Source organism: Pseudomonas sp. S60 (assembly GCF_016647865.1).
In the GTDB taxonomy this organism is placed as follows: domain Bacteria; phylum Pseudomonadota; class Gammaproteobacteria; order Pseudomonadales; family Pseudomonadaceae; genus Aquipseudomonas; species Aquipseudomonas parafulva.
The window spans coordinates 141,468-163,293 of sequence record NZ_JACVVH010000004.1 but is presented as its reverse complement, the minus strand read 5'-3'; the positions used below and the strand labels follow the sequence as shown (position 1 = coordinate 163,293).

The 21,826-nt window shown below is 62.3% G+C and carries 19 protein-coding genes; 11 read left to right on the top strand and 8 right to left on the bottom strand.

Annotation, left to right across the window (positions count from 1 at the left end):
• Positions 1 to 61 precede the first annotated feature (61 nt).
• On the bottom strand, positions 62 to 1,009 hold the full coding sequence (gene choX / locus IAE33_RS03490; RefSeq protein ID WP_201162208.1) for a choline ABC transporter substrate-binding protein: 948 nt from the start codon (positions 1,007 to 1,009) through the stop codon (positions 62 to 64).
• 451 nt (positions 1,010 to 1,460) lie between these two features.
• On the opposite strand from choX (IAE33_RS03490), the gene IAE33_RS03485 reads away from it, so the two are divergent.
• Positions 1,461 to 2,837 (top strand): L-serine ammonia-lyase, encoded by a 1,377-nt coding sequence (locus IAE33_RS03485; protein ID WP_028635298.1) that lies wholly within the window; start codon positions 1,461 to 1,463, stop codon positions 2,835 to 2,837.
• A gap of 449 nt (positions 2,838 to 3,286) precedes the next feature.
• Positions 3,287 to 4,393 carry a GlxA family transcriptional regulator gene (locus IAE33_RS03480; protein ID WP_028635297.1) on the top strand — a complete coding sequence of 369 codons (1,107 nt, stop codon included), beginning with the start codon at positions 3,287 to 3,289 and terminating at the stop codon, positions 4,391 to 4,393.
• A 110-nt stretch (positions 4,394 to 4,503) separates the two neighbouring features.
• Here the strand turns inward: IAE33_RS03480 and IAE33_RS03475 are convergent, their stop codons facing one another.
• From IAE33_RS03475 to choX (IAE33_RS03455), 5 genes are all read right to left on the bottom strand, one after another.
• Positions 4,504 to 4,761, bottom strand: a complete 258-nt coding sequence (locus IAE33_RS03475) for a hypothetical protein (protein WP_201162206.1) — start codon at positions 4,759 to 4,761, stop codon at positions 4,504 to 4,506.
• 265 nt (positions 4,762 to 5,026) lie between these two features.
• Positions 5,027 to 5,494, bottom strand: a complete 468-nt coding sequence (locus IAE33_RS03470) for a thioesterase family protein (RefSeq protein ID WP_201162204.1) — start codon at positions 5,492 to 5,494, stop codon at positions 5,027 to 5,029.
• A gap of 10 nt (positions 5,495 to 5,504) precedes the next feature.
• Positions 5,505 to 6,470, bottom strand: a complete 966-nt coding sequence (locus tag IAE33_RS03465) for an L-carnitine dehydrogenase (protein ID WP_201162202.1) — start codon at positions 6,468 to 6,470, stop codon at positions 5,505 to 5,507.
• Between the two features lie 18 nt (positions 6,471 to 6,488).
• On the bottom strand, positions 6,489 to 7,373 hold the full coding sequence (locus IAE33_RS03460) for a 3-keto-5-aminohexanoate cleavage protein (RefSeq protein ID WP_201162200.1): 885 nt from the start codon (positions 7,371 to 7,373) through the stop codon (positions 6,489 to 6,491).
• Between the two features lie 123 nt (positions 7,374 to 7,496).
• Positions 7,497 to 8,441, bottom strand: coding sequence for a choline ABC transporter substrate-binding protein (gene choX, locus IAE33_RS03455; RefSeq protein ID WP_201162198.1), 945 nt, complete (start codon positions 8,439 to 8,441; stop codon positions 7,497 to 7,499).
• A 147-nt stretch (positions 8,442 to 8,588) separates the two neighbouring features.
• Between choX (IAE33_RS03455) and IAE33_RS03450 the strand changes: the two genes are divergently transcribed.
• On the top strand, positions 8,589 to 9,533 hold the full coding sequence (locus IAE33_RS03450; RefSeq protein ID WP_028635291.1) for a GlxA family transcriptional regulator: 945 nt from the start codon (positions 8,589 to 8,591) through the stop codon (positions 9,531 to 9,533).
• Positions 9,534 to 9,586: 53 nt separating this feature from the next.
• Here the strand turns inward: IAE33_RS03450 and IAE33_RS03445 are convergent, their stop codons facing one another.
• Entirely contained in the window at positions 9,587 to 9,988 is a 402-nt protein-coding gene (locus tag IAE33_RS03445; RefSeq protein WP_201162195.1) for a lysozyme inhibitor LprI family protein, read from the bottom strand.
• 283 nt (positions 9,989 to 10,271) lie between these two features.
• On the opposite strand from IAE33_RS03445, the gene IAE33_RS03440 reads away from it, so the two are divergent.
• From IAE33_RS03440 to IAE33_RS03410, 7 genes are all read left to right on the top strand, one after another.
• Positions 10,272 to 11,249 (top strand): dipeptidase, encoded by a 978-nt coding sequence (locus IAE33_RS03440; protein ID WP_028635289.1) that lies wholly within the window; start codon positions 10,272 to 10,274, stop codon positions 11,247 to 11,249.
• Positions 11,250 to 11,325: 76 nt separating this feature from the next.
• Positions 11,326 to 11,856, top strand: coding sequence for a DUF5943 domain-containing protein (locus tag IAE33_RS03435; protein ID WP_060482832.1), 531 nt, complete (start codon positions 11,326 to 11,328; stop codon positions 11,854 to 11,856).
• A gap of 15 nt (positions 11,857 to 11,871) precedes the next feature.
• On the top strand, positions 11,872 to 13,932 hold the full coding sequence (gene dgcA, locus IAE33_RS03430; RefSeq protein WP_060482833.1) for a dimethylglycine demethylation protein DgcA: 2,061 nt from the start codon (positions 11,872 to 11,874) through the stop codon (positions 13,930 to 13,932).
• 179 nt (positions 13,933 to 14,111) lie between these two features.
• Positions 14,112 to 16,067: a dimethylglycine demethylation protein DgcB gene (dgcB, locus tag IAE33_RS03425; RefSeq protein ID WP_201162193.1), complete on the top strand. Its 1,956-nt coding sequence runs from the start codon at positions 14,112 to 14,114 to the stop codon at positions 16,065 to 16,067.
• Positions 16,067 to 17,299 carry an electron transfer flavoprotein subunit alpha gene (etfA, locus tag IAE33_RS03420; protein ID WP_201162191.1) on the top strand — a complete coding sequence of 411 codons (1,233 nt, stop codon included), beginning with the start codon at positions 16,067 to 16,069 and terminating at the stop codon, positions 17,297 to 17,299. The genes dgcB and etfA overlap by 1 nt, the downstream gene beginning before the upstream one ends.
• Positions 17,300 to 17,309: 10 nt before the next feature.
• Complete coding sequence (gene etfB, locus IAE33_RS03415) at positions 17,310 to 18,080, top strand: electron transfer flavoprotein subunit beta (protein ID WP_028635284.1); 771 nt, start codon at positions 17,310 to 17,312, stop codon at positions 18,078 to 18,080.
• Between the two features lie 188 nt (positions 18,081 to 18,268).
• Entirely contained in the window at positions 18,269 to 19,063 is a 795-nt protein-coding gene (locus tag IAE33_RS03410) for an RHS repeat-associated core domain-containing protein (protein WP_201162189.1), read from the top strand.
• Positions 19,064 to 19,117: 54 nt separating this feature from the next.
• Here the strand turns inward: IAE33_RS03410 and gbcA are convergent, their stop codons facing one another.
• The gene (gbcA, locus tag IAE33_RS03405) at positions 19,118 to 20,410 is read right to left on the bottom strand and encodes a glycine-betaine demethylase subunit GbcA (RefSeq protein ID WP_028635283.1); all 1,293 of its coding nucleotides are present in this window, start codon (positions 20,408 to 20,410) and stop codon (positions 19,118 to 19,120) included.
• Between the two features lie 294 nt (positions 20,411 to 20,704).
• On the opposite strand from gbcA, the gene gbcB reads away from it, so the two are divergent.
• The gene (gene gbcB / locus IAE33_RS03400) at positions 20,705 to 21,805 is read left to right on the top strand and encodes a glycine-betaine demethylase subunit GbcB (protein ID WP_201162188.1); all 1,101 of its coding nucleotides are present in this window, start codon (positions 20,705 to 20,707) and stop codon (positions 21,803 to 21,805) included.
• Positions 21,806 to 21,826: the final 21 nt, after the last annotated feature.

Genomic DNA, 21,826 nt, shown 5'->3' with positions numbered 1-21,826 from the left:
ATTGAAATCAACCCGGGGCGGGCACGGTCCTGCCCCGAGGTAGCGCTACTGCGTAGTTCTTTTATTGCGTGAGTTTCGCCTTGGCCGCCTCCAGGCCAGGTTTGCCATCCACGGTGGTCACGCCCGCCAGCCAGGTATCCAGCTTGCCGGGGTTGTCCTTGATCCACTTCTTGGCGGCTGCGTCGGGCTTCATCTTGTCGCCCAACACGTAGCCCATCATGGTGCTCTCGTCCTTCAGGTCGAAGGCCAGGTTCTTCAGCAACTGGCCCACATTGCTGCATTCCTGCACGTAGCCCTTGCGGGTGTTGGTGTACACCGTTGCCTTGCCGAATTCAGGGCCGAAGAAGTCGTCCCCGCCGGTGAGGTACTGCATCTTGAATCGGTTGTTCATGGGGTGGGGTTCCCAGCCCAGGAACACGATGGCCTCGCCGCGCTTCTGCGAACGGTCGACCTGGGACAGCATGCCGGCTTCGCTGGACTGGACGATGGTGAAGCCGGCGTCCTTCAGGCCGAAGGCGTTCTTGTCGATCATGCTCTGGATGGTGCGGTTGCCATCGTTGCCCGGTTCGATGCCGTAGATCTTGCCCTTGAGCTCATCCTTGAATTTGGGAATGTCGCTGAAGTCCTTCAGGCCTTTGTCATACAAGGCTTGCGGCACGGCCAGGGTGTATTTGGCGTTTTCCAGGTTGGCGCGTACGGTTTCGACGGTACCGGCATCGCGGTACTGCTTGATGTCGTTTTCCATGGTCGGCATCCAGTTGCCGAGAAACACGTCCAGTTTTTTGCCGTCTGCCAAAGACTTGTAGGTAACGGGAACAGAGATCATGTCGGTGTGGGTCGTGTAACCCAAGGCTTCGAGCACAGCGCTGGTGGTGGCTGTGGTTACCGTGATGTCGGTCCAGCCGACATCCGAAAACCTTACCTCCTTGCACTGTTCGGGCTCTGCAGCCTGGGCCAGCAGTGGTGCGGACAGCAACGCCACCAGCAACAGCGAGGGTGAACCTTTCATGGATGGACTCCTGTGATTTTGTCTTCGGGTTCGCGTGTTTCGCCGGGCTTCTGAGGGACCGGTCGATCAGGCCTGCAGAGGGCAGGTTGCGTGGCCGTGCTTTACGAGTCGCTTTCGATAATCCTCCAGCGCCGGGCAATCGCCTACTGGTGGGGTCGTATCCAGTACGCAACGGGTCGTATCCAGTATTGGCGATGTCGCTTATAGGTTCTTCTCCCCCTCCGGCCGTATTTTTGCGTCACCAGGCCGCTGGAAAACGGCGTAGCGGGCGCTGTTACCAGGCCAGAACAGCGCGGCGCTGGCGGACAAAACTACGTCGGTTGCAGACGGCGAGGGGGGCGGTAAAAGCCCGATGATGCGTGCATTCAAGGTGGGCCGCTGTTTGAGCCTAGCAGTTGCCCCACCCTGCGCATGGCGCGCAGAGACAAGCCCAGCAAGAGGTGATTCAACAATGGCCATCAGCGTGTTCGACCTGTTCAAGATCGGTGTCGGGCCTTCCAGCTCGCACACTGTCGGCCCCATGCGTGCCGGCGCCCTGTTCGTCCAGGGGCTGCGCGAGCGTGGCGAGCTGGACCACGTGAAACGGATCGAGGTGCGCCTGTACGGCTCGCTGTCGGCCACCGGTGTGGGGCACGGCACCGACAGCGCCACCATCATGGGGCTGATGGGCGAATGGCCCGATGCAATCGACCCTACCCAGATTGCCCCGCGCATCGCCGACCTGCGTGAAACCAATACCCTGCAGCTCGACAATGGCCGCCCCATCGAATTCGTCTGGGCCCGGGACATGCTGCTGCTGGACGAGAACCTGCCCTATCATCCGAACGCCATGACCCTGGTCGCCGAAGGTGAGCAGGGCGAGCTGCACCGCGACACCTACTACTCGGTGGGCGGCGGCTTTGTGGTGGATGCGGCCCAGGCTGCCAGCGGTGTGCTGGACGCCGACCAGACGGTGCTGCCGTACGATTTCAACAGCGCTGCCGAACTGCTCAGCCTGTGCAAGCAAAACGACCTCAGCGTGTCGCAATTGATGATGGCCAACGAGAAGGTGTGGCGCAGCGAGGCAGAGATCCACGCGGGCCTGCACAAGCTGTGGGCTGCCATGCAGGAATGCGTGAACAATGGCCTGAAGTACGAAGGCACGTTGCCCGGTGGCCTGAACGTCCGCCGCCGTGCCGCCAAGCTGCACCGCAGCCTGCAGGAAATCGGCAAGCCCAATGTGATTGGCTCCACCATGAGCGCCATGGAGTGGGTGAACCTGTTCGCCCTGGCGGTCAACGAAGAGAACGCCGCTGGCGGGCGAATGGTTACGGCACCCACCAACGGCGCCGCCGGTATCATCCCGGCGGTGTTGCATTACTACATGCGCTTCAGCGATGAGGTGAACGAGTCCAACGTTGTCGACTTCTTCCTGGCGGCAGCAGCGGTGGGCATCCTGTGCAAGAAAAACGCGTCCATCTCCGGCGCCGAAGTGGGTTGCCAGGGCGAAGTCGGCTCGGCCTGCGCCATGGCGGCGGCGGGCCTTGCCGAAGTGCTCGGCGCCACCCCACCGCAAGTGGAGAACGCTGCAGAAATCGCGCTGGAGCATAACCTGGGCCTCACATGTGACCCGGTGGGCGGGCTGGTGCAGGTGCCGTGTATCGAGCGCAATGCCATTGCTGCGGTCAAGGCCATCAATGCGGTGCAAATGGCCCTGCGCGGCGATGGTGAGCACTTCATTTCGCTGGACCAGGTTATACGCACCATGCGCGATACCGGTGCCGACATGCACGACAAGTACAAGGAAACCTCGCGCGGTGGCCTGGCGGTCAGCGCAATCGAGTGCTGAGTATTCAGGCTGGCGTTACGGGCCATTGCGGGCAAGTACGCAATGGCCCCAAAGCGTTTTAACAAGGTGCAAAAGCACCCTTCCTGCCCCATTTCGGCGCGGCACTACCCCTACCGATCGTCAGATGTCGCAATCGATGTTGGCATTGTCGGTGACACTTAAAAATGTCGTTTCTGGGCAGCCTGCACATTCCGTGTCACCAAACTGCTCAGGGGTTACACGCATGGCGCCTAGCTCGCCGCTTTTGGCGCAGTCGCCGACTTGTAGGAAACGCCTGATTTTGCCGACTCAATAGGTCGTTTTCAGGTTTTTTCGAATAGCCGTTCAATTTCAGGCACGGCGTTTGCGTAGATATTGGTCAACAGCCCTGCACACCATCAAGCGGGGCAATAACAAGAAATCAGTGCCCGCCTGAGGCACACCCTGCATTTGTGTGAGGAGAAACCGCGATGACGTCGTACACCTCCGGGAACCCAACCCAGAACCGCACAGCACCCCAGTCCATCGGGTTTCTTCTATTGGACAACTTCACCCTGATTTCACTGGCCTCGGCCGTGGAGCCGCTGCGCATGGCCAACCAGCTGTCTGGCCGTGAGCTGTACCGCTGGCACACGCTCACCGTGGACGGTGGCCAGGTCTGGGCCAGTGATGGCTTGCAGATTACCCCGGACGCGGCCATGCACAGCGCCCCCCCCATCGACACCGTGATCGTCTGCGGCGGCGTGGGCATCCAGCGCACCGTTACCCGTGAGCATGTCACCTGGCTGCAAGCCCAGGCCCGCCAGTCGCGCCGCCTCGGTGCGGTGTGCACCGGCAGTTGGGCGTTGGCCTGTGCCGGCCTGCTCGATGGTTTCGATTGCAGCGTGCACTGGGAATGCCTGGCCGCCATGCAGGAAGCCTACCCACGGGTGAACATGAGCACCCGCCTGTTCACCCTCGACCGTAACCGCTTCACCAGCTCTGGCGGTACCGCGCCGCTGGACATGATGCTGCACCTGATCAGCCGCGATCATGGCCGTGAGCTGTCGGCGGCGATTTCCGAGATGTTCGTGTACGAGCGCATTCGTAACGAGCAGGACCACCAGCGCGTACCGCTCAAGCACATGCTGGGTACCAACCAGCCGAAGCTGCAGGAAATCGTCGCCCTGATGGAGGCCAACCTGGAAGAGCCGATCGACCTGGACGAGCTGGCGGTTTACGTGGCGGTGTCGCGGCGACAGCTGGAGCGGCTGTTCCAGAAGTACTTGCATTGTTCGCCATCACGCTACTACCTGAAGCTGCGCCTGATCCGCGCCCGGCAGTTGCTCAAGCAGACGCCCATGTCGATCATCGAGGTGGCGTCGGTGTGTGGCTTCGTTTCCACGCCGCACTTCTCCAAGTGCTACCGGGAGTACTTCGGCATTCCGCCGCGTGACGAGCGTGTGGGCTCCAACACCACCCAGCAGGTGGCGATGATGCCGATCCCGCAGGCGATTACCCTGTCGCCCCACAGCGGGCCGATGGCTGCCTTGAGCCAGGCGCGCAACGAGTCGACGTTTGCCAGCGTAAGGCTTTGACACGGCACTGGCTCGTTCGCGGGTAAACCCGCTCCTACAGGTGCCTGTGGTCTTCGGTACCTGTGGGAGCGGGTTTACCCGCGAATGGGCCAGTACGGAGAAAAGGTCCCTCAGGCGCGTTTGCTGAACTGGGCCAAGGCCGGCAGCAGCTGCTTGTCGATTGCCTGGCGCACCGCCGGCAAAATGGTCGCGCTCCCGGTGTACATCTGCTCCACCATCCCTTTCAACGCCCATGCATTGGGCTCAGTGAGCCCGCGCACCACAGCTTCGCACGCCTGCTCCGCGGTAGCCCCGGCTGGTATGTCGAACCCGCGTGCGCGCAGGTGGCCTGCGAGGTCGTCCTGGTCAATCAAATCGGCATGCATCATGGCTGTTATCCCTTTTATCGCGAAGAGAGTGCTGCGTGATTTACGACCGATTCTGTGACGGGTACGACACGCCCGCAACCTCAGAATGCAGGGGTGGCCGCTTTGGCTAAGAACAGGTCGTTTCCGGCTAAATCCCCCTGCCATGAAGTGCGCACACTCAAGCCATCTACCGAAGCGGAGGGTTTGGTCACCCTCACACGTGCACAGTGGATGTTGCTCGCTCTTGGCCCCGGATGCTCACGGCTTTCCGGGGTTATTTTTTGGGTCATGTAATGCCAATCACCCGCTGTACGTAGACTGCGGCTGGCAGATCCTGCTGCCCTTGAGCGAGCCCCTGCAGCAGTCCGATACTCTGCTCACTGAAAGGTGCAGATCGTGGGCCTGCCAAGTCCACATGCAGCAGTAGCTGTTCACTGGCCGACAGCACTTCATCGAACCCTGATCGGTGCAGGCTGTGATACACGTGCAGGCGCTTGCGATCAAAAGCGATGATCTGCGTTTGCACCCATACCTCTGTGCCCAGCTTCACCTCGTGTAGATAGTTGAGGTGTGCTTCCAGGGTGAACAATGAATGGCCGCTTTGCCCCCGGCTGTCTGCATCCAGGCCAATGCACTCCATGAGCGCATCGGTGGCGTAGCTGAAAATCAGCAGGTAGAACGCATCGCGCAGGTGCCCGTTGTAATCGACCCATTCCTCAAGGACCTGGGTGCGGTAGGTGATCAGTGCCGACATCGAGTTCTCCTTAATCACCAAACGCCATGCCATGGCGGGCTTTGCTGGCCTGGACTGCGCCCAGCACCGCCAGCAGGGTGTCATCCCGGTAACGCTCGAGGGCTGCAATGCTGCGCTCGCCCAGTTGCTCCGAGGTGCCTTCCACCACATCGTCGATCAGCCTGTCGGTCAGCTCTGGCGCTGGCAGGTAGGTCCAGGGCAGCTTGAGTGCCGGGCCGAACTGCGACATGAAGTGGCGCATGCCGGCGTCGCCACCCGCCAAGGTGTAAGTGAGGAAGGTACCCATGAACGACCAGCGCAGGCCAGCGCCAAAGCGTATGGCATCGTCGATCTCCCCGGTGGTGGCCACGCCGTCATTGACCAGGTGCAGGGCTTCGCGCCATAACGCCTCCAGCAAGCGGTCGGCGATAAAGCCTGGCACTTCCTTGCGCACGTGCAGTGGGCGCATGCCGAGGGCGGTGTAGATGGTTTTCGCCGCGTCGATGGCCGCAGGGACGGTGTGCTTGCCGCCGACGATTTCTACCAGCGGCAGCAGGTAGACCGGGTTGAACGGGTGGCCGACCAGGCAGCGCCCGGGGTGCCTGGCCGATTCATAGAATTCGCTGGGCAGCAGGCCCGATGTGCTGCTGCCGATAATGGCATCGGGTTTGGCGGCGGCGCTGATTTGGGCGTGCAAGTCCAGCTTGAGGTCCAGGCGCTCGGGGGCGCTTTCCTGGATGAAGTCAGCGTCCCGCACGCACGCTTCGATGGTACTCACAAATTGCAGACGGGCCTGTGACGCGCCCGGTGCCAGGCCTTGTTGCTGTAATGCAGGCCAGGCATTGGCGACACGTTTGCGCAAGGCCTGCTCGGCACCCGGCGCCGGGTCCCAGGCGACCACATCCAGGCCGTGGGCGAGGGCGCGGGCCACCCAGCCGCTGCCTATTACGCCGCTGCCCAATGCAGCAAACGTCTTGATCTCGGTGATGAAGGTCATGGTTGTCTCCCAATAGAGTCAGCGGCGTTTGAGGTTCATCTTTTCCCGGCCTTCGGCAGGGGTCAGCACGCGGGCGCCGAGGCGGGAGATGATCTCTACCGCGCGCTCGACCAACTGGCCGTTGCTGGCCAGTACGCCCCGGTCGAGGTACAGGTTGTCTTCCAGCCCCACCCGCACGTTGCCACCCAGCAGCACCGCCTGCGCCGCCATGGGCATCTGCATGCGGCCGATGCCGAAGCCGGCCCAGGTGACATTGGCCGGCAGGTTGTCGACCATCGCCTTCATGGTGGTGGTGTCTGCGGGCGCGCCCCAGGGGATACCCAGGCACAGCTGGAACAGCGGGTCGTGCAGCAGGCCTTCCTTCATCATTTGCTTGGCAAACCACAGGTGGCCGGTGTCGAAGATCTCAAGCTCGGCTTTTACCCCCAGCTCGGTGATGCGTTTGGCCCCGGCGCGCAGCTGGGCTGGGGTGGACACGTAGATCGAATTGCCGTCGCCGAAGTTGAGCGTGCCGCAGTCCAGGGTGCAGATTTCAGGCAGCAGGGCCTCCACGTGGGCCAGGCGCTCCAGCGGGCCGACCAGGTCGGTGCCCGGGCCGAAGGCCATGGGGTTTTCAGCGGGGCCGATTTCCAGGTCGCCGCCCATGCCGGCGGTGAGGTTGACGATGATGTCCACATCCGCTTCGCGAATGCGCTCCATGACTTCGCGGTACAGCGCCACGTCACGGCTGAAGCGGCCGGTTTGCGGGTCGCGGACGTGGCAGTGCACGACGGTGGCGCCGGCTTTGGCGGCTTCCACGGCAGCAGCGGCGATCTGTTGCGGGGTGACGGGTACCAGGTGGCTTTTCGAGGCGGTGTCGCCCGCGCCGGTGAGGGCACAGGTGATGATCACGTCTTGGTTCATGGCGCGTTCCTTGTGTTGTCTGTGCTGGCCTTTTCGCGGGTGAACCCGCCCCCACAGGGGGCCGTTTGGTCCCCTGGACTATGCGTAACCTGTAGGAGCGGGTTTACCCGCGAAGGGGCCGGATCAGTTGGCGGTAAGCTTGAGGTTGTCCGCAGCCGGCTTACCGTCGAAGGTGGTCACCCCCTCAAGCCAGCGGGCCTTGTCTTCGGGGTGGTCCTTGAGCCACTGGCGGGCCGATTCGAGCGCGTCCTTGTGGTCGAGCAGCGGTTGCATCATGCGGCTCTCGTCCTCGGCGCTGAACGTGAGGTTGGCCAGCAGGCGGTTGGCGTTGGGGCAGCGCTCGGCGTAGTCGGGTGCGGTTACGGTCCATACCGTCGCGCGGCCTTCATCAGGCCCAAGTGCGCCCTGGCTGTCCCCCAGGTAAGCCATGTCGATGTTCACGTTCATGGGGTGGGGCGTCCAGCCAAAGAACACCACCGCTTCCTTGCGGCGCACGGCGCGGTCTACCGCCGCGAGCATGCCAGCCTCGCTGGATTCCACCAGCTGGAACTTGCCCAGGCCGAACTGGTTGTTGCTGATCATCGCCTTGATCTGGGTATTGGCGCCGGAGCCGGGCTCGATGCCGTAGAGCTTGCCGCCCAGTTCCTTCTCGAATTTATGGATGTCGGCGAAGGTTTTCAGGCCCTTGTCATACAGGTATTTGGGCACCGCCAGCGTGGCGCGAGCATCCTCCAGGCTTGGCTTGGCCAGTACCTTCACCTGGTTGGCGTCGATGAACGGCGTAATGGTCTGGGTCATGATCGGGTTCCAGTAACCCAGGAACATGTCCAGGCGCTTGTCGCGGATACCGGCGAAGATGATCTGCTGTGACGCGCTGGTCTGCTTGGTCTGGTAGCCAAGGCCGTCGAGCAGCACCTGGGCGACGGCGCTGGTGGCGATGACGTCGGTCCAGTTGACCACGCCCAGGCGCACGTTCTTGCAGGCTGCAGCGTCAGCGGCGTAGGTGGGGGCAACGGCGATGCTGCTCAGGGCGAGTGTTAACAAGCTGCGGCGGATCAAGCTGTGCATGGTGGCTCTCCATCGGCAGTGCATATTTTTATGGGGGCCGGCCTCTTTGGGGCGGTGTGAACACGCTACGCTGCTGGCAGGGTGGAAAATCGCACCCTGGCGACCAACAGTTGCACGGAGGCGACCACCTTTGCCGTGGAGCATGCAATGCCGCAAATCATTCATTTCCTATTGCTACCCGGCTTCTCGGCCATGGGGTTCATCAGTGCGCTGGAACCGCTGCGGGTAGCCAACCGCTTCCGCGGGCCGTTGTACCGGTGGCAGGTGCTGAGCCTGGATGGCGGGCCAGTGCAGGCCAGCAACGGCATGTCGGTGAACGCCGACGCAGCACTGGGGGCAGGTGAGCCCTGCGCCATGCTGTTGATCGTGGCCGGGTTCGAACCCTTGGCCCGCTATGGCACGGCGCTGCAGCAGGCGCTACGCCGCCTGGACCACGGCGGGGTAGTGCTGGGCGGCATTGATACCGGCGCCGTGGTGCTGGCCCAGGCGGGCTTGCTCGACGGGCATCGCGCCACGGTGCACTGGGAGGCGCTGGATGCGTTTCGCGAGAATTACCCAGACCTGCAAGCCACCCAGGAGCTGTTCGAGATCGACCGGCGGCGCATCACCTGCGCTGGCGGCACGGCGTCGATCGACATGATGCTCGACCTGATCGCACAGGCCCACGGTGCTGAGCTGGCGGTGGAGGTTTCTGAACAGTTCGTGCTCGGGCGTATCCGTCAGCGACAGGACCACCAGCGTATGCAGATTGCCAGCCGCTATGGCATCAGCAACCGCAAGCTGGTGAAGGTGATCGGCGAAATGGAGCGCAACACCGAACAGCCGCTCAACACCCAGGTGCTGGCCGAAAGCGTCCAGGTGACGCGTCGGCAACTGGAGCGGTTGTTTCGCCTGCATCTGGGCGATACCCCTAGCGGTTTCTACCTGCGTTTGCGTTTGGAAAAAGCGCGGCAGTTATTGCGCCAGACCGACATGAGCGTGCTGGAGGTGGGGGTGGCTTGCGGGTTTGAGTCGGCTTCTTACTTTACCCGCTGTTACCGGGCGCGGTACCAGCGTTGCCCGCGCACGGATCGGGCGGGCAGGGCAGTGTGATTTTCGCCTGAGGGCCGCATCGCGGATTTATCCACAATGAGGCCAGACCAGCTTCACTGCTGACCAATGGACTGCAGGTACTCCGACCGGTCATCGCTGCGTTGCGCCACACAGGTATCCCACGCCGCCTGGAAGGCCTTGCTGCCTTTCTTCTCGGCAAAGGTTTCCACCTTGCAGTCGGCATCGCGCAATTGGGCCCACAGCTTCTGCGCCGCGTCCAGTTGCCCTACCAGGGCGCTCACCTGGTTGCCCTGGTCGGCGTACTGGTCGCGCACGCGCTGGATCAGGTCATCATAAGCCGCTTGCAGTTCCCGCTCGGCGGCCTGCTTGCTGAAGGCTGCACAGGCATAGGTCTGCTGGTCGGTTTCGACATTGTCGCAAGGGGTGCTTTCTTCTTCCGCTGCGTGGGCGCCAGACACCGCCGCCAGCAGTACCATCCATGCCATTGCTTTCATCCGTATTCTCCTCGCCAAACTGATGAATGGCCGGATTCTCGCTCAGCCGCTCGCCGGGCGATAGCTCTTCGGCAAAATGTTCATCAACAGGGCTGCCCAGGTTGTTATCGAGACTGTCTCTCATTGCCGAAAACCCCGCCAGAGGGCGGCTTGTCGCGCATTGACGCTTTCGGCAAACCCCCTGTCGTTTTTGCATCGGGGCGCCTCGGGCCGCAGGCATATGCTGGCCCCAAAGCGCCGGCACAAGGTTTGGCGCCACCCATTCAATAAAAGGGGACGCCTGATGAGCCCAGCCGAATTACACGCCGACAGCATCGTCATCGATGGCCTGATCATCGCCAAGTGGAACCGCGAGCTGTTCGAGGACATGCGCAAAGGTGGCCTGACCGCCGCCAACTGCACCGTGTCGGTCTGGGAAGGCTTCAAGGCGACCGTCGACCAGATTGCCGCCAGCCAGAAGCTCATCCGCGAGAACAGCGACCTGGTGATGCCCGTGCGTACCACCGCTGACATTCGCAAGGCCAAGGAACTGGGCAAGACCGGCATCCTCTTCGGCTTCCAGAACGCCCATGCGTTCGAAGACCAGATTGGCTACGTCGAGATCTTCAAGCAGCTGGGCGTGGGCATCGTGCAGATGTGCTACAACACCCAGAACCTGGTAGGTACCGGCTGCTACGAGCGTGACGGTGGGTTGTCTGGCTTTGGCCGCGAGATCGTTGCCGAGATGAACCGTGTGGGCATCATGTGCGACCTGTCCCACGTTGGCTCGAAAACCTCCGAAGAAGTCATCCTCGAATCGAAAAAGCCGGTGTGCTACTCCCACTGCCTGCCGTCCGGGCTCAAGGAGCACCCGCGCAACAAGTCCGATGAAGAGCTGAAGTTCATCGCCGACCACGGCGGCTTCGTGGGCGTGACCATGTTTGCACCGTTCCTGGCCAAGGGGATCGATTCCACCATCGACGACTACGCCGAGGCCATCGAGTACACCATGAACATCGTCGGTGAAGATGCCATTGGTATCGGTACCGACTTCACCCAGGGTCATGGCAAGGAATTCTTCGAATACCTCACCCACGACAAGGGCTACGCCCGCCGCCTGACCAACTTCGGCAAGATCATCAACCCGCTGGGCATCCGTACCGTGGGCGAGTTCCCCAACCTCACCGAAACCTTGCTCAAGCGCGGCCATTCCGAGCGCGTGGTCCGCAAGATCATGGGCGAGAACTGGGTCAACGTATTGAAAGACGTCTGGGGCGAATAAGCCGCTCTCCAAGCCTGAAGCCCCTGCCAGCAACGCCGGGGCAACCCAATAAAAATTTTTCTGGAGTTGAGTTTCCATGGCCAAGATCGCCCCGCAATTGCCAATTGAAGTCGACAGCGAAACCGGTGTGTGGACCAGCGACGCCCTGCCGATGCTGTACGTGCCACGGCATTTCTTCGTCAACAACCACAAGGGCATCGAGGAAGTCCTGGGCGCCGACAAGTACGCCGAGATCCTCTACAAGGCCGGCTACAAATCTGCCTGGCACTGGTGCGAAAAAGAAGCCGAGTGCCACGGCCTGGAAGGCGTCGCAGTATTCGAGCACTACATGAAACGCCTGAGCCAGCGTGGCTGGGGCCTGTTCGAGATCCAGGACATCGACCTGGACAAGGGCACCTGCAGCGTCAAGCTCAAGCACTCTGCATTCGTATACGTCTATGGCAAATGCGGCCGCAAGGTCGACTACATGTTCACCGGCTGGTTCGCCGGCGCCATGGACCAGATTCTCGCTGCCCGCGGCAGCTCGATCCGCACCGTTGCCGAACAGGTGTACGGCGGGTCGGAAGAAGGCCACGAAGATGGCCTGTTCGTAACGAAGCCGTTGTAAGCCGGAGATAGCGTCATGGCATTCGAAGCAATGTTCCAGCCGATTCAGATCGGCAAACTGACCATTCGCAACCGCGTGCTCAGCACCGCGCACGCCGAGGTCTACGCCACTGACGGCGGCATGACGACCGACCGCTATGTGAAGTACTACGAAGAGAAGGCCAAGGGCGGCATAGGCCTGGCCATCTGCGGCGGCTCGTCGGTGGTGGCCATCGACAGCCCGCAGGAATGGTGGGCGTCGGTCAACCTGTCTACCGACCGCATCATCCCGCACTTCCAGAACCTGGCCGATGCCATGCACAAGCATGGCGCCAAGATCATGATCCAGATTACCCACATGGGCCGTCGCTCGCGCTGGGACGGTTTCAACTGGCCGACCCTGATGTCGCCCTCGGGTATCCGTGAACCCGTACACCGCGCCACCTGCAAAACCATCGAGGTGGAGGAGATCTGGCGGGTGATCGGTAATTACGCGCAGGCTGCGCGCCGCGCCAAAGAGGGCGGCCTGGACGGCGTGGAGCTGTCGGCGGTGCACCAGCACATGATCGACCAGTTCTGGAGCCCGCGCGTCAACAAGCGTACCGACGAGTGGGGCGGCAGCTTCGAAGGCCGCATGAAGTTCGGCATGGAAGTGCTCAAGGCCGTGCGTGCCGAGGTCGGTGACGACTTCTGCGTGGGTATGCGTATCTGTGGTGACGAGTTCCACCCCGATGGCCTCAGCCACGAGGACATGAAGCAGATCGCTGCGTATTACGATGCCACCGGCATGCTCGACTTCATCGGCGTGGTAGGTTCGGGTTGCGACACCCATAACACCCTGGCCAACGTCATCCCGAACATGAGCTACCCGCCGGAGCCGTTCCTGCACCTGGCCGCAGGTATCAAGGAAGTGGTCAAGGTACCGGTGCTGCACGCACAGAACATCAAGGACCCGAACCAGGCCACGCGCATTCTTGAAGGCGGCTACGTGGACATGGTCGGCATGACCCGTGCGCACATGGCCGACCCGCACCTGATCGCCAAGATCAAGATGGGCCAGATCGACCAGATCAAGCAGTGCGTGGGTGCCAACTACTGCATCGACCGCCAGTACCAGGGCCTGGACGTGCTGTGCATCCAGAACGCCGCCACCTCCCGTGAATACATGGGTGTGCCGCACATCATCGAGAAAACCACGGGTGCCAAGCGCAAGGTGGTGGTTGTGGGTGCTGGCCCTGCCGGCATGGAGGCGGCCCGCGTGGCCGCTGAACGTGGCCACGATGTGACCCTGTTCGAGAAGAAAGACCAGATTGGTGGCCAGATCACCATCGCCGCCAAAGCGCCGCAGCGCGACCAGATTGCCGGTATCACCCGCTGGTACCAGCTGGAGCTGGCGCGCCTGAAAGTGGACCTGCGCCTGGGTACCGCTGCCGACGTGGACACCATCCAGGACCTGCGCCCGGACATCATCGTGCTGGCCGTGGGCGGGCACTCGTTCCTGGAGCAGAACGACCACTGGGGCGCTGCCGAAGGGCTGGTGGTCAGCAGCTGGGACGTACTGGACGGCAAGGTTGCACCGGGCAAGAACGTGCTGGTGTACGACACCATTTGCGAGTTCACCGGCATGTCGGTGGCGGACTTCATCGCCGACAAGGGCTGCCAGGTGGAAATCGTCACCGACGATATCAAGCCGGGTGTGGCCATGGGCGGTACGACCTTCCCCACCTACTACCGCAGCATGTACCCCAAAGAAGTGATCATGACCGGCGACATGATGCTGGAAAAGGTCTACCGCGAGGGCGACAAGCTGGTGGCGGTGCTGGAAAACGAATACACCGGTGCCAAGGAAGAGCGCGTGGTGGACCAGGTGGTGGTGGAGAACGGCGTGCGTCCTGACGAGCAGCTGTACTACGCCCTGAAGGACGGCTCGCGCAACAAAGGCCAGATCGATGTGGAGGCGCTGTTCGCCATCAAGCCGCAGCCGATCCTCAGCCAGCCAGGCGAGGGCTACCTGCTGTTCCGCATTGGTGACTGCGTGGCCCAGCGTAACGTGCATGCGGCGATCTACGACGCCTTGCGCCTGTGCAAGGACTTCTGATCTTTAAAAATAGCCGCCGCTGAGCGCGGTTTCCTGTGGGAGCGGGTTCACCCGCGAATGCGTCAGCCCAAGCAACATCGTTGTCTGACCTGACGCATTCGCGGGTAAACCCGCTCCCACAAGGGGGCCAGTCCAGGCGCCAGAACGGCGCAAGAATCTAGCTGTTGTGGGAGCCTCCCATGTTGAACACCCTTCTACCCATCCTGCTGTTCGCTGCCCTTGGCCTGGCGGTGCTCGGCGCCCTGCGCCGGGTGCGCATGTGGCGCCGTGGCCGGGCCTCCAAGGTCGACCTGGTCGGCGGCTTGCTGGCCATGCCGCGCCGTTACCTGGTGGACCTGCACCACGTGGTCGAGCGCGACAAGTACATGTCCAAGACCCACGTGGCCACTGCTGGCGGCTTCGTGCTGTCGGCGCTGCTGGCCATCCTGGTGCACGGTTTCGGCCTGCACAGCAAGATTCTGGGTTATGCCCTGCTGGTGGCCACGGTGATCATGTTCACCGGCGCCATCTTCGTCTTCAAACGGCGCCTCAACCCGCCTTCGCGCCTGTCCAAAGGCCCTTGGATGCGCCTGCCCAAGAGCCTGCTGGTGTTCGCTGCCAGCTTCTTCATCGCCACCTTGCCCGTGGCTGGCATCCTGCCGGCCAATACCGGCGGCTGGGTGATGGTCGGCATTCTGGGCCTGGGCGTGCTGTGGGGCGTGTCCGAGCTGTTCTTCGGCATGACCTGGGGCGGGCCGATGAAGCACGCTTTCGCCGGTGCCCTGCATTTGGCATGGCACCGCCGCGCCGAGCGTTTTGGGGGTGGCCGCAGCACTGGCCTCAAGCCACTGGACCTGGAAGACCCGAACGCGCCGCTGGGCGTAGAAAAACCGGTGGACTTCACCTGGAACCAGCTGCTGGGCTTTGACGCCTGCGTGCAGTGCGGCAAGTGTGAAGCGATGTGCCCGGCCTTTGCTGCCGGCCAGCCGCTGAACCCGAAAAAGCTCATCCAGGACATGGTCATCGGCCTGGCCGGTGGTACCGATGCCAAGTTCGCCGGCAGCCCTTACCCCGGCAAGCCGATCGGCGAGCACGGCGGCCACCCGCACCAGCCGATCGTCAATGGCCTGGTGGATGCCGAGACACTTTGGTCGTGCACCACTTGCCGCGCCTGCGTTGAAGAGTGCCCGATGATGATCGAGCACGTGGACGCCATCGTCGACATGCGCCGCCACCTCACACTGGAAAAGGGCGCTACCCCGAACAAGGGCGCCGAGGTGCTCGACAACCTGATCGCCACTGACAACCCTGGCGGCTTCGCCCCGGGTGGCCGCATGAACTGGGCTGCCGACCTGAACCTCAAGCTGCTGTCCGAGGTGAAGAGCACCGAGGTGCTGTTCTGGGTGGGCGATGGCGCGTTCGACATGCGCAACCAGCGCACGCTGCGTTCGTTCGTCAAGGTGCTCAAGGCTTCGGGTGTGGACTTCGCCGTGCTGGGCCTGGAAGAGCGCGACAGCGGTGACGTGGCCCGTCGCCTGGGTGATGAAGCCACGTTCCAGCAACTGGCCAAGCGCAATATCAAGACCCTGGCCAAATACACGTTCCAGCGCATCGTTACCTGCGACCCGCACAGCTTCCACGTACTGAAAAACGAGTACGGTGCGCTGGGCGGCAACTATCAGGTGCAGCACCACAGCACCTACATTGCCGAGCTGATTGGCGCCAACAAGCTCAACCTTGGCCAGCACAAAGGTGGCAGCGTCACCTATCACGACCCGTGCTACCTGGGCCGTTACAACGGTGAATATGAAGCCCCGCGTGAAGTGCTCAAAGCGCTTGGCATCGAGGTGCGTGAAATGGAACGCTCAGGCTTCCGTTCACGCTGCTGCGGCGGTGGCGGCGGTGCGCCGATCACCGACATCCCTGGCAAGCAGCGCATCCCCGACATGCGCATGGACGACATCCGCACCACCGAGGCCGAAGTGGTGGCTGTGGGTTGCCCGCAGTGCACGGCGATGCTCGAAGGTGTGGTGGAGCCGCGCCCACTGATCAAGGACCTGGCCGAACTGGTGGCCGACGTGTTGATCGAGGAAGACGCCCAGGCGACGGCCAGCAAGCCAGCCAAGACCAAACGTGAACCTGCGGAGGTGCATTGATGAGCGACATCATCCGCCGCGACCCTCGCGCCGAGTGGATCGCCCGTAACCGTCTGCACCCGCTGCACGCAGCCATGCAGACCCAACAGACCAGCTGGATGGGGCCCAACGGCCTCATCCGCAAGAACCCGCACGCCAGCGCCGCAGGCTTCATCGGCCCGAACGGGCTCAAGCGCATCGACCGCAGTGGCGCCCAGCAGGGCACTACCGTCGGGGCGCGGCGCACGGCGGCGGCCGAAGTGCAGTTGCCGCTGCATCAGGTGGCCGACCCCGCGTTCTACATTGCCGTGGTGCCGGACATGGTCGGCGGCCGCCTTGGCAGCCACGACCGCGACTTGCTGGGCCTGGCCCACAGCCTGGCCGGCAACGACGGTGCGGTGTTGGCAATCGTGTTCGGCGAGCACAAGGAAAGCAGCTTCGCCAATGCCGGTGTAGACCGCCTGCTGGTAATCGATGGTGATGAATACCAGGGGTATGCGCCAGAGCAACTGGTGCAGGGCCTGCGCGCGGTGGACAACCAGTTTGCCCCACGCCACTGGTTGCTGCCAGACAGCCGCACCGGCGGTGGTGAGCTGGGCCGGCGCCTGGGTGCGGCGTTGGGTGAACGCCCGGCTACCCGTGTGTGGCAGATCAAGGACGGCCAGTGCATCGGCCGTGCTGGCGCTGGCCAGCAAGACATGCAGCGTGCACTGCCGCGGTTGATCCTGGCCGCGGCCGAGTGTGCCGAGCCGGTCAGCGAGACGCGCCACGAAGCGTTGCCGGTCGAGTTGTCTGCCAACGTTGCCCGCAGCATTTCGCGTATCGAAGACCTGGGCTCGGTGGCGGTTGACCCGGCCAAGATCGCCATGGCGGAGGCCGAGTTCATTGTCTCTGGCGGCAACGGCGTCAAGGACTGGCCACTGTTCCACAAGGCCACCACCGCGCTGGGTGCTACCCAGGGCGCGTCCCGCGTGGCGGTGGACGACGGCCACATGCCGCGTGATCGTCAGGTGGGCGCCACGGGTACGTGGGTAACTGCACGGGTGTACATGGCGGTGGGTATCTCCGGCGCCATCCAGCACCTGCAGGGCATCGGCGCCTGCGACAAGGTGGTGGCGATCAACATGGACCCTGGTTGCGACATGATCAAACGCGCCGACCTGTCGGTCATTGGCGACAGTGCGGCGATTCTCCAGGCACTGATCGACGCTGTGGATAACTACCGCAACGGCGCCCAGCGCGACGCGGCATAAGGGCACGAGCATGAGTACGAAAGTCATCAGCCTGGTCTCGATCGGCGCCCACCCAAGCTCGGGTCGTGCGCGCCGCGCCGAGCAGGATTCACGTGCAGTGGAGCTGGGCCTGCAACTGGCCGGCGGGGATCTGCAGGTTGTGCATGCAGGCGACCCTCACGAGGAAGCCCTGCGCGGTTACCTGGGGATGGGCCTGGAACACCTGGATGTGCTTGAGCAACCCGCTGGCGCGGATGTGCTGGGGGTGCTGGGCGATTACTTGCGCGGTGCCGGTGCACAACTGGTGCTTACCGGCAGCCAGGCCGAAACGGGGGAGGGGTCTGGCATGCTGCCGTTCCTGCTCGCCGAGAAGCTTGGCTGGCCGCTGGTGGTGGGGCTGGCCGAAGTGGAGTCCATCGAAAACGGCACAGCACAGGTGTTGCAAGCGCTGCCACGTGGCCAGCGTCGGCGTTTGAAGGTACGCCTGCCGCTGTTGGCCACGGTCGACAACGCCGCGCCCAAACCGCGCCAAAGCGCCTTCGGGCCCGCACGCCGCGGTGTACTGGCGGCGCAGGACGTGCAGGTGGTGGACGATGAACTGCTGGGCGAAGAGGCCCTGCAGCCGGCGCGCCCACGGCCCAAGCGGTTGAAGGTGATCAAGGCCAAAAGCGGCGCCGACCGCATGAAGGCTGCGACCGCCAAGGCCAGTGGTGGTGGGGGCAAGGTGCTGAAGGACGTCACCCCGCAGGAAGGTGCCGAGGCCATTCTGAAGTTGTTGGTGGAGGAAGGTGTGCTGCGCTGATTGGCGTGGCTTTTCACTGAACCCGCGAGGCATCAGCGCAATGGCTGGCACCGGCTTTGCCGGTGATCGCGGGTAAACCCGCTCCTACAGGGGGCGATGGGGGCTACTCACTGCCTGTCATTTCTGCCAGTTCGCAAGCGCGGCCTCCCTATATACCCTGCACGCATGCCACGCGAGTTAGGGTAATCATGCCGACCTTTCTTCATAACAACGATCGCCGACATTCCGTATCAGAAAACGGGCGCCCACTTCATCGCGCCTATTCGCCCTATGGCGCTGGGAACGGGCTCTTCGAGTCCCGCCTTGCCTTTTGTGGAGAGTTGCGTGATCCGCTGATGTGCAGCTACCCGCTGGGAAATGGGTACCGGCACTACAAGCCATCGATCATGCGCTTCCATACACCCGATAAATACAGCCCATTTGGTGATGGAGGCTTGAATACTTATGCCTACTGCGTGGGTGATCCAGTTAACTACAGAGACCCGACTGGGGAAAAGCCAGAAGAGTATGTGCTGCCAGTGCTGAGCATCTTCACCAACCTCATGGGTGTCTTTATCAGCGGCCTACGTTTCAGGTCTTTCTACAAGCGAATCAATTCGCTCCCACGGAGTGCCATAGATCCTCTTCTACCGAGTATCCCCAAGCCATCGCGCGCTGACTGGGTGCTATCGAGTATTAGCGCCCTATCGGGTACGGCCGGGCTTACCGTCGGGGTGACCAGAACAGTTGATCCGGACGCCGATTGGCAAACCTGGGCGCTTGCAGCGCTGACGATAGCGTCGCTGGGCACCTCTACCTATGAAGCGTGGAAGCTGGCGCAAGCGAAACCGTGGCAATCGAGTGACCCCACACTCGTTCACGTGCCGTTGTCTCAGAGATCGACGAGGAGCGTTGACAGTTCTTTAAGGGGGCGTGTGCGCCCTGTAAACACAGACTTCTCGGACAGGCTGCAAAGTAATGCTGCAACTATAAGATCCGCTTAACGTCGGCTTGAAGAAGGATAGCGACATCTGTCGCTACCCCGACTTCTAGCGCAGCTACTGCGCCAACACTTCCTTCAGATACGGTGCAGGCTCCGCACCCAAGTTGTTCAGCAAGCGCCCGCTGTACCAGTCGATGAAGTTCACCACACCAAACTCGTAGGTTTTGGAGTAAGGGCCCGGCTGATAAGCCGTGGAGTTGATGCCACGCTGGTTCTCTTCGGCCAGGCGGCGGTCCTGGTCGTTGGTGGCGTCCCACACCTTGCGCATGTTCTCTGGGTTGTAGTCCACACCTTCTACGGCATCCTTGTGCACCAGCCACTTGGTGGTGACCATGGTTTCCTGGGCGCTGATCGGCCACACGGTGAACACGATCATGTGGTCGCCCATGCAGTGGTTCCAGGAGTGGGGCAGGTGCAGGATGCGCATCGAGCCCAGGTCTGGGTTCTTGATGCGGCCCATCAGTTTCTGGCAGGCCTGCTTGCCATCCATGGTCATCGACACGGTGCCCTTGAGCAGCGGCATGCGCACGATACGGTTACGCAGGCCATGGCTCTTGTGCAGGTACGGGATTTTCTCGGCTTCCCAGGCGGCGGCAGAGGCTGCCACGTGGTCCTTGAATTCCTGGCTGGCGCGTGGGTCGTTGGTGTCGTCCCATTCCAGCAGGGTTTGCAGCAGTTCTGGGTGCGAACCGTTGCAGTGGTAGCACTCACGGTTGTTTTCCAGCACCAGCTTCCAGTTGGCTTTTTCCATCAAGGTGGTTTGCACCGCCACCTTGGTGTTTTCCATGTCGTACGGTTCCATGTAGTGGTCCAGCGTGGCCAGGAACTCGTCGATGGCTGGCGGGTTTTCCGCCAGGCTGATGAAGATGTAGCCGCCAGCCACTTTCACATTGACCGGCTTGAGGCCGTACTGCTTCATGTCGAAGTCGGCGCCCATCTCGGTGCCGGCGAACAGCAGGCGGCCGTCGAGCTCGTAGGTCCACTGGTGGTATGGGCATACCAGTTTCGCCACCTTGCCCTTTTCGCTGACGCACAGGCGCGAGCCGCGGTGGCGGCAAACGTTGTGGAAGGCATGCACCTTGCCCTCGGTACCCCGCACCACGATGATCGGGTTCTTGCCGATCTGCAGGGTGAGGTAGTTACCCTTGGCCGGGATCTCGCAGGTCATGCCAGCGATCAGCCACTCTTTGTGGAAGATCTCCTGCATGTCGATCTGGAACAGACGCTCGTCGGTGTAGAAAGGCTGGGGCAGCGAGTAGGTGCGCTCGCGGGTCTGCAGCATCTCGGCGGTGGCCTTGCGTGCAGGTTCCAGTGGATCGCCCAGGCTCAGGGTTGCGGTGACGTCCATCGTGTATTCCTCGGGGCCGTTTGCGGCCGGCAAAAGGTGGCTAATCGTTGTTGTGGTGCCGCAAGGCTGTTAACCATGAACAGCGTGTTGTTTTGCGGTGGAGTGTGCGTCCGAAGGCGGCGTGAACCGTATCCATGGGCGACATGGCCGAATTGAATTACGACGCCGCAGCCCTTGCGGTGCGGGGCTGGTCGCGATAAGTACGCCGATGTCGCTGGCAGGAATGTTCATGGCTTCAAGCTTGCGCATCATCCAAGCCATAAAAAGGCCAATAGTCGGCTGCTGGAGATGAACATGTCCGATACCTTTCTCAATCCGGTCACTACCCAGACCTGGGCCAACGGCCGCCACATCGTGCGCTGCGTCAAGGTCATCCAGGAGACCTGGGACGTGCGCACCTTCTGCTTCATGGCAGACCAGCCGATCATGTTCTTCTTCAAACCCGGGCAGTTCGTGACCCTGGAGCTGGAAATCGAAGGCAAGCCGGTGATGCGTTCCTACACCATCTCCAGTTCGCCGTCAGTGCCGTACAGTTTTTCCATCACGGTAAAGCGCGTGCCGGGTGGCCTGGTGTCCAACTTCCTGCACGACACCATGCACGAAGGCGCCGAGCTGCCGGTGCACGGCCCGGTCGGCCTGTTCAACGCCATCGACTTCACGGCAGCCAAGGTGCTGTACCTGTCCGGTGGCGTCGGCATCACCCCGGTGATGTCCATGGCCCGCTGGTTCTATGACACCAACGCCAATGTGGACATGGTGTTCGTGCACAGCGCCCGCTCACCGAAAGACATCATCTACCACCGCGAGCTGGAGCAGATGGCCTCGCGCGTGCCCAACTTCAGCCTGCACATCATTTGCGAGAAACACGGTTTGGGCGAGCCCTGGGCGGGTTACCGTGGCTACCTGAACCAACGCCTGATGGAGTTGATTGCCCCCGACTACATGGAGCGCGTGGTGTTCTGCTGCGGCCCCACCCCGTACATGACGGCGGTCAAGCGCATGCTCGAGGCGGTGGGCTTCGACATGGACAACTACCATGAGGAGTCCTTCGGGGCGACCCCGGCCGAGGCCAAGGCCGATGCCGTGGAGCACGCCGAAGCGGCGGCCGACGCGCCAGAAGTGGACGCTGCCGACCTCAACCTGGTGGAGTTCATCGGCAGCGAGAAGAGCATCCGCATCGCCCCCGGCGAAACCGTGCACGCTGCAGCGGCCAAGGTCGGCCTGATGATCCCGAAAGCTTGCGGCATGGGCATTTGCGGTACCTGCAAGGTGCTCAAGCTGGGCGGCGAAGTGGAAATGGAGCACAACGGTGGTATCACCGAGGAAGATGAAGCCGAGGGGTACATCCTGTCGTGCTGCAGCGTGCCGAAAGGGGATGTGCGCATCGATTATTGAGGGCCAGGCTGTGGGTGTGTT

What these genes read in the sequence shown, in the direction of transcription:
- dgcB (WP_201162193.1), top strand. Translation starts at nt 14,112, where the DNA reads ATGTTGAACACCCTTCTACCCATCCTGCTGTTCGCTGCCCTTGGCCTG.
- etfA (WP_201162191.1), top strand. Translation starts at nt 16,067, where the DNA reads ATGAGCGACATCATCCGCCGCGACCCTCGCGCCGAGTGGATCGCCCGT.
- gbcB (WP_201162188.1), top strand. Translation starts at nt 20,705, where the DNA reads ATGTCCGATACCTTTCTCAATCCGGTCACTACCCAGACCTGGGCCAAC.
- IAE33_RS03485 (WP_028635298.1), top strand. Translation starts at nt 1,461, where the DNA reads ATGGCCATCAGCGTGTTCGACCTGTTCAAGATCGGTGTCGGGCCTTCC.
- IAE33_RS03470 (WP_201162204.1), bottom strand. Translation starts at nt 5,494, where the DNA reads ATGTCGGCACTGATCACCTACCGCACCCAGGTCCTTGAGGAATGGGTC.
- IAE33_RS03480 (WP_028635297.1), top strand. Translation starts at nt 3,287, where the DNA reads ATGACGTCGTACACCTCCGGGAACCCAACCCAGAACCGCACAGCACCC.
- etfB (WP_028635284.1), top strand. Translation starts at nt 17,310, where the DNA reads ATGAGTACGAAAGTCATCAGCCTGGTCTCGATCGGCGCCCACCCAAGC.
- IAE33_RS03410 (WP_201162189.1), top strand. Translation starts at nt 18,269, where the DNA reads ATGCCGACCTTTCTTCATAACAACGATCGCCGACATTCCGTATCAGAA.
- choX (WP_201162198.1), bottom strand. Translation starts at nt 8,441, where the DNA reads ATGCACAGCTTGATCCGCCGCAGCTTGTTAACACTCGCCCTGAGCAGC.
- dgcA (WP_060482833.1), top strand. Translation starts at nt 11,872, where the DNA reads ATGGCATTCGAAGCAATGTTCCAGCCGATTCAGATCGGCAAACTGACC.
- IAE33_RS03450 (WP_028635291.1), top strand. Translation starts at nt 8,589, where the DNA reads ATGCCGCAAATCATTCATTTCCTATTGCTACCCGGCTTCTCGGCCATG.
- gbcA (WP_028635283.1), bottom strand. Translation starts at nt 20,410, where the DNA reads ATGGACGTCACCGCAACCCTGAGCCTGGGCGATCCACTGGAACCTGCA.
- IAE33_RS03445 (WP_201162195.1), bottom strand. Translation starts at nt 9,988, where the DNA reads ATGAAAGCAATGGCATGGATGGTACTGCTGGCGGCGGTGTCTGGCGCC.
- IAE33_RS03440 (WP_028635289.1), top strand. Translation starts at nt 10,272, where the DNA reads ATGAGCCCAGCCGAATTACACGCCGACAGCATCGTCATCGATGGCCTG.
- choX (WP_201162208.1), bottom strand. Translation starts at nt 1,009, where the DNA reads ATGAAAGGTTCACCCTCGCTGTTGCTGGTGGCGTTGCTGTCCGCACCA.
- IAE33_RS03475 (WP_201162206.1), bottom strand. Translation starts at nt 4,761, where the DNA reads ATGATGCATGCCGATTTGATTGACCAGGACGACCTCGCAGGCCACCTG.
- IAE33_RS03460 (WP_201162200.1), bottom strand. Translation starts at nt 7,373, where the DNA reads ATGAACCAAGACGTGATCATCACCTGTGCCCTCACCGGCGCGGGCGAC.
- IAE33_RS03465 (WP_201162202.1), bottom strand. Translation starts at nt 6,470, where the DNA reads ATGACCTTCATCACCGAGATCAAGACGTTTGCTGCATTGGGCAGCGGC.
- IAE33_RS03435 (WP_060482832.1), top strand. Translation starts at nt 11,326, where the DNA reads ATGGCCAAGATCGCCCCGCAATTGCCAATTGAAGTCGACAGCGAAACC.